Source organism: Megasphaera sp. AF13-6AC, from assembly GCF_027685385.1.
Taxonomy (GTDB): Bacteria; Bacillota; Negativicutes; order Veillonellales; family Megasphaeraceae; genus Megasphaera; species Megasphaera micronuciformis.
Genome location: NZ_JAQCUN010000065.1, coordinates 255 through 7,357, shown reverse-complemented (window position 1 = coordinate 7,357; position 7,103 = coordinate 255). Strand labels below are relative to the sequence as shown.

At 42.7% G+C, this 7,103-nt stretch carries 5 protein-coding genes and 1 pseudogene; 5 read left to right on the top strand and 1 reads right to left on the bottom strand.

The window, feature by feature from the left end; all coding sequences use genetic code 11:
- Both PGX78_RS04890 and PGX78_RS04885 read left to right on the top strand, forming a co-directional pair.
- Positions 1-457 (top strand): annotated as a pseudogene (locus PGX78_RS04890) (hypothetical protein); the annotation flags it as partial.
- Between the two features lie 196 nt (positions 458-653).
- A complete protein-coding gene (locus PGX78_RS04885) occupies positions 654-2,231 on the top strand; it encodes an acyl CoA:acetate/3-ketoacid CoA transferase (RefSeq protein ID WP_270445639.1) in 1,578 nt (525 codons plus the stop codon).
- 37 nt (positions 2,232-2,268) lie between these two features.
- On the opposite strand, the gene PGX78_RS04880 is transcribed toward PGX78_RS04885, so the two are convergent.
- Positions 2,269-3,735, bottom strand: a complete 1,467-nt coding sequence (locus tag PGX78_RS04880; RefSeq protein WP_270445638.1) for a hypothetical protein — start codon at positions 3,733-3,735, stop codon at positions 2,269-2,271.
- A gap of 284 nt (positions 3,736-4,019) precedes the next feature.
- Between PGX78_RS04880 and PGX78_RS04875 the strand changes: the two genes are divergently transcribed.
- The 3 genes from PGX78_RS04875 to PGX78_RS04865 form a co-directional block, all read left to right on the top strand.
- Positions 4,020-4,802, top strand: coding sequence for a short-chain-enoyl-CoA hydratase (locus PGX78_RS04875; protein WP_270445637.1), 783 nt, complete (start codon positions 4,020-4,022; stop codon positions 4,800-4,802).
- A 48-nt stretch (positions 4,803-4,850) separates the two neighbouring features.
- Positions 4,851-5,999, top strand: a complete 1,149-nt coding sequence (locus PGX78_RS04870) for an acyl-CoA dehydrogenase family protein (RefSeq protein ID WP_270445636.1) — start codon at positions 4,851-4,853, stop codon at positions 5,997-5,999.
- Positions 6,000-6,372: 373 nt separating this feature from the next.
- Positions 6,373-7,103: GntP family permease (locus PGX78_RS04865; protein ID WP_442864798.1), on the top strand; the 731-nt coding region annotated here is incomplete at its 3' end.

The following is a 7,103-nucleotide window of genomic DNA, read 5'->3' as shown; positions in this document are numbered from 1 at the left end:
AGTACCTGATAATTTGAGCCCCGATTCACCTGCGACGGCTCGTGTTGTCATTCGCGGTGAACGGACAGACTTCGGCTTGAATACGAATACGTCTAAAAACGGTACGGCTGTAGGGGCGGGAGCTAAAGCTAAGGGTAACTATGCGGCGGCATTCGGCAATAAAGCGGCTGTTAAGGCGGAAGACGGATTATCCTTGGGCCATGGAGCCTCCGTTACGGCAGATAACAGTGTAGCACTCGGGGCGGGCAGTATTGCCGATACGGTTAATACCGTATCTGTCGGCAGTGACAAGGGGGTTCGTAAGATAACCCATGTTGCCGACGGAACCGTAGCCTTCGGTTCGAACGATGTCGTAACGGGCAATCAGTTATATGCGTTGACACAGCAAGTTGCGGAATTGCGAAAAGAAAATGAAGCATTAAGACAAGCTCTTGAAGTTTTAAAAAACGGAAAATAAATTATATAAGGGAAAAAACCTCCTTATCGGATAACCGATTGGGAGGTTTTTTTCCATAAAAGCATTCATCAATTTTTTTGAACTATTTGAATTTTTTTAGTCAAAATGAGTCAAAGAACTTGTCTATAATTCCTTTTTCGACTACGTATAATAAAGGTACATAGTATATCTTCGTCAGTTAGGGAGTGAATAGATTATGAAACAAGTAAAAGTAATTACGGCTCAGGAAGCGGCTCTTCTAGTTAAGGATAATGATGTTGTCGCATCAAACGGGTTTGTCGGCTCTGTTCAACCGGAAGCATTGACAAGTGCTTTAGAAGCTCGTTTTCTTGAAACGGGAGCTCCTAGGGATTTGACCCTTATTTATGCTGCGTCTCAAGGTAATTCGGACGGCCGCGGCGGGGATCATTTTGCCCATGAAGGAATGTTGAAAAAAGCGATTCTCGGACACTGGAATGCTGTAACGGCTTTGCAGAAACTGGTTAATGCTAACAAGATTCAAGCCTATAATCTGCCGCAGGGAACATTGGCACAGTATTTCCGCGATGTAGCGGCACACCGTGTAGGAACGATTACTCATGTAGGCTTGGAAACCTTTGCGGATCCGCGCGTGTCCGGCGGTCGACTGAATGATGTGACTACGGAAGATTTTGTTAAGGTTATTCAAATTGACGGCAAAGATCAACTGTTTTATCCGCGCATGGATATTAACGTAGCTTTAATTCGCGGGACCTATGCCGATGAATGGGGTAATGTGGTTCTTACTAAGGAAATCGCACCTCTTGATGCTACCTCGATTGCTCAGGCAGCACATAACAGCGGCGGTATGGTTATCGTCCAAGTTGAAAAAATTGTTAAAGGCGGCATGCTGGATCCGAAACTTGTCAAAGTTCCCGGCATTTATGTTGATTACGTTGTTGAAGCACCTGAAACGAAATTCTGTGAACAAACCTTTGATTGTGAGTACAATGCGGCTCTTACAGGAGAATTGACAGTGCCTTTGCACGCCTTGGCTCCCGTACCTTTGAATGCAAAGAAGATCATTGCTCGTCGTGCCTCTCTTTTACTTCTGGATTTGTCCAGTGAAGCTATTATCAACTTGGGTATCGGCATTCCTGAATTTATCGCATCCGTAGCCAATGAAGAAGGAATCGGAGACAGCTTGACTATGACTGTAGAAGCCGGAGCGGTCGGCGGAGTACCTTTAGGTGGAGTTCGCTTCGGAGCTTCTGTCAATGCGGAAGCTATTTTAGACCAATCCAGTCAGTTCGACTTCTATGACGGCGGCGGGCTGGATCTCGCCTGCCTCGGTTTGGCCGAATGTGACGGTATAGGTAATATCAATGTTTCCAAGTTCGGTCCGCGTATTGCCGGTTGCGGCGGTTTCGTCAACATTACACAAAATACGCAAAATGTTGTTTTCTGCGGTACCTTTACTACCGGCAAGCTGAAGGAAGAAATAAAAGACGGAAAACTTACGATTATACAAGAAGGCTCGGTTCGTAAGTTTGTACCGAGTGTAGACCATATTACTTTCAGTGGTGATTATGCACGTAAACAAGGTCAACATGTTTATTACATTACGGAACGTGCCGTTTTTGAAATGAAAGAAGACGGTATTCATTTGACGGAAATTGCACCGGGCATCGACCTTCAAAAAGATGTCCTTGATCAGATGGGATTTACGCCTATAATGAAAGATGTAAAAATAATGCCCGAGTTTATTTTCAAAGATGAATTGATGGGCTTAAAAGAAATGAAAGCCAATCGATAATTAAAGTAAAAGAACGCTTCCGGTCGGAAGCGTTCTTTTACTTTATACATAATGTTCGTTCAATGAGAGGCTTAATACGCTCATAAATTGTCAATAATTCGTCTATTTTGTACTGCCGGTATAAAGGTAATTCTTTTAAAGAACGGAAATAGTTAAGGACAATTGTATGAAGACGTCGGTCTGTAATTAAGTAGAACGGACTGGCCTGGTTGTGAATATACCTCTTATTCTTTTTCATAAATCCCGTCTTATAGTTGGAGTAAAAAGAAAGGTTCTCTCCTTTGTAACTTTTTCCTAAGCCAAGGGTTGAAAGTACGCCCATAATAATATGAGGGTTTTCCTGCATAGTAGACAGGACTGTTTGAATATGTTCCTTGCGTTCTTCCGGTGTTAATGAATATTCTACATCGGTTAGATAAATGTATCCGTTTTCCAAATACCGCATGAGGGACGAGGTAGGAATAATAAATTCGATTTCAGCATTATTCACGATTTCCTCCCACGTCACACATAGACGCTGAATAGACTGTTGTTGCTCCGGGGAACTGAGCTCGCGAATACTTTCGAAGACATCGTGAGGCAAGAGAAAGTCAAAGCCGTTTGTTAAATGGAAAAAGAATCGACTATTTGCATAAAAAGCCGTGCGGTAACCGGTATTATCCATTCCCAGAGAATCGGAAAGAGCTGTAAGCGGTCTTTTGGTCAGATCACTGAAATTGAAATTTTCGTAAATATCTCGGACAGTTGCCTCGTCAGAAATATGAGAACACATCATAAAGGAACCGGTTTTGGATAAAGCATATTGAATGACAAAACTATCCTTCATAATAAGCAAGTTGGAACGTTCGATATCCTTGATATCATAAAAAATAAAGTTAATATCAAGCAGTCGGTTTAAGGTCGCATAAACATGTTCAAAAAGGCGACAGTCGTTGTCTAACCTGTCTAAATCAAGGCCGACTCGAACTGTCAGGCTCTTTTGTTGCAACGGAAGATCATTGAAAAAATTCCAAAAACCGGCTTGATACAAGGTACAAAAGTCGTCAAAGACAAGGAGCTCCGTTTCTCCCGATTTTGTGGACACCTCTTTATGAATCAAGTCGGACAAGAATGACTTGGTATTATGTGTCCCCGTTAATACTTGTAATGAGGCAGCCGGCTTTCCGTCTTTTGTTTTTGTCGGATGTGTTTGGTGAATGCTGGCCCTATAGGCGGCACATAAATGCTGTGTAATGGCAAACTCCAAATCCGTTGTATCTTCAGGCAAGGCAAATGTTTTTATAAATCGTTTTTCGCGGTTATTTTCTTTGATGAGACGAGTGAAATATCGGCCCAAATCTTCGTTTATTTGTTCTATGTAACGAGAAGACGGAAGCTTAGTCCCGTTGCTCCACTTATTGACATAAGATATGTCATAACCGACCACTTCAGCAATAGAAACAAACTTTGCTTGCGTAAAAGTAAGTAACTTCTTCAGTGTTTCTGCATAGTTTTCTTGGCCCATGAGGCACATCCTCTCTCCGGCACATATATTTCTATTCGCCCATATTGTGATTATTATAACATATTTGCTTGGTTATCGTAATAAAATATGGTGAAAATGCATAATTTGCAACATATTTATGAACGATAAGTCCATGGAAGTCAAAAGGGTGCGAGAAAGTGCAAAACTTTCCTGTTTTAGTCAATGATGCGAAAAGCTATACTGACCGTAACATATCAAACGATATGCAATAGCGGTTAAACTTCATAGAATTTTCGGTTATTAATGAGGGAGGTTGCATGGTTATGAAGTACAATAACATTGAATTTACAAAGGAAGACGGTATCGGTATTTTGAAAATTAATCGTCCGAAAGCTCTGAATGCTTTAAATACGGAAACGGTTACTGAACTGAACCAGTGCGTAGGCGAAATTGAAAACGATGCGGAAGTAAAAGTCCTGATTATTACAGGCGGCGGTGAAAAGTCTTTTGTTGCCGGTGCGGATATTGTTGAAATGTCCACTAAGAATGCGGTAGAAGGCCGGTTCTTCGGTAAGATTGCACAAGATGCGTTTACGCGTATCGAAAACCTTCCTCAGCCTGTTATTGCGGCTGTTAACGGATACGCTCTCGGCGGCGGATGTGAATTGGCATGTGCCTGCGATTTCCGTTATGCGGCTGAAACGGCTAAATTCGGACAGCCTGAAGTCGGCCTCGGTATTACCCCCGGTTTCGGCGGTACACAGCGTCTGCCTCGTGTCGTCGGCCGCGGTTATGGGAAGGAGCTCATTTTTACGGCTAATATGATTGATGCTCAAGAAGCGTATCGCATCGGCTTGGTAAACAAGGTTGTTCCCCAAGAAGAACTCATGGAAGCTGTTATGAAGACGGCTAAGAAAATTGCATCCAATGCTAAAATAGCCGTTCAACTTTCTAAAGCGGCTATTAATCACGGTATTAATTGCGACGTCATTACGGGCATTGCTTATGAAGATGAAGTTTTCGGCCTTTGCTTCTCCACGGAAGATCAAAAAGAAGGTATGGCTGCTTTTGTAGAAAAGCGTAAGGCTAAATTTACGGATAAATAGTAAGCATTTAAAATATTAAAAATAAAGGTACACGGGAGGAAACACACCATGGATTTTAAATTGACGGAAATGCAGTTGGATATTACCAACTTGGCAAAAGATTTTGCTGAAAAACGTTTGTTACCTACAGTAAAGGAACGTGACGAAAAAGAAACCTTTGATCGGTCTATTCTCGATGAAATGGGTCAATTGGGTCTGCTCGGCATTCCTTGGAGTGAAGAAGAAGGCGGTGTCGGTGCCGACTTCCTCAGTTTGGCTGTAGCTTGCGAAGAAATTGCTAAAGTAGATCCGTCCATCGCTTTGAGCTTTGAAGTACATACCATGCTTTGTTCCTGGCCTATTTGGAAATTCGGTACGGAAGAACAAAAGGAAAAGTTTTTAAAACCCTTGGCGGAAGGGACGGCACTCGGTGCCTTCGGATTGACAGAACCCAATGCGGGCACGGATGCACTGAACGGTAGCACGACAGCCGTGAAAAATGAAGACGGTTCCTATACGTTGAACGGTTCCAAGGTATTTAACACGAACGGCGGAGAAGCCGAAGTTACAGTGGTTTTCGCAGCAACGGATAAGTCCAAGGGTGCTAAAGGCATGAGCGCTTTCATCGTAGAAAAAGGGATGGAAGGCTTTACTTACGGTAAAGAAGAAGTAAAAATGGGTATTCGTGCATCTGTACAACGGGAACTTGTCTTCCAGAACGTGCGGATTCCGGCAGAGAATCTTTTGGGAAAAGAAGGGGACGGCTTTAAGATTGCCATGATGACTTTGGACGGCGGACGCGTAGGTGTCGGTGCACAGGCCTTGGGAATTGCGGAAGGCGCTTATAATGAAGCCGTTAAATATGCTAAAGAACGGGTACAGTTCGGTAAACCCATTGCGACAAAACAGGCCATTGCGTTTATGTTGGCTGATATGAAGATAAAAATTGAAACGGCCAGATTGGCAGTGTATAAGGCTGCATGGAAGATGGGACAACCTGATGTGAAGTCCTACTCTATGGATGCGTCTATTGCTAAAAAATATGCATCCGATATTGCTATGCAAGTGACAACGGATGCGGTTCAAGTATTCGGCGGCTATGGATTTACGAGAGAGTATCCGGTTGAACGGTATATGCGTGATGCCAAGATAACGCAGATTTATGAAGGTACCAACCAGGTACAGCAGATGATTATTTCCGGATCCATTCTGCAATAATCACTGCACATCAGCCTGTAAAGCATTTTTTAACAACCTCTTTTTTAAAACAGACGGGAGAAGGCTTGTACAAGCCTTCTCCTGTTTGTTTTTCTTTAGAGTTTAGGTGAGCCGACTGTACAAGGAGAGTATTTTAAGTTGTGATTTAAAGAACTAAGTATCGGTCAAAAAATATAGCTTTCTATTCGGCACATCTTATAGACATTTCGCATTAATGTAAAAAACGGCATAAATACGCTGTGAAATTCATGAATTCCATAAAGTCAAATTTTGGCTAAACTATGGTATTTTATTCACAAATAAAATCTTTATAATGAAGCCATAAGATACAGGATGATTCAAATGGCCGTAATGATTAAAAGAAAAGGAGAGTATGTATATGGAAATTGTGGCTATTATTCTTAGTTTGATTCTCTTAGTAACCTTTGCGTATCGTGGCTTTTCAGTTATTTTGTTTGCACCGATTTTTGCGTTATTCGCAGCGGCCGTATCAGGCCTTCCCGTGTTGCCCGGGTACACGGAGTTATTTATGGTTAAAGCCGTAATGTATATCAAATCTTTCTTCCCCATTTTCCTTTTAGGCGCCGTTTTCGGCAAAGTGATGGAAGAAACCGGCATGGCTCGCAGTATTGCCATGGAAACTATTAAAGTTATCGGTAAAGAACGGGCTATCTTTGCAGTAGTATTCGCATGTATGATTCTTTGCTACGGCGGTATCTCTATGTTTGTCTGTGCTTTTGCAGTATATCCTTTCGCCGCGGCACTTTTTAGAGAAGCGGAAATTCCGAAACGCTTAATTCCCGCCTGCTTTGTTGCCGGAGTTTTTACGGCAACGATGGACTGCTATCCCGGTTCACCTCAAATCCAAAATATCATCCCTACCATTTATCTGGGAACGACGACCTTTGCGGCCCCTATTTTGGGTATTATTTGCGGCACCTTGTTAATCGTCCTTTGCTTTATTTATCTTGAATGGCGGCGTAAACACATGAAAAAGGCCGGTGAAGGCTACGGCCATCATACGGTTAACGAAACGGAAATTGATCCGAATGCGCCTTTGCCGCCGTGGACCCTGTCTCTTGTACCGCTTATCGTTGTCTTGGC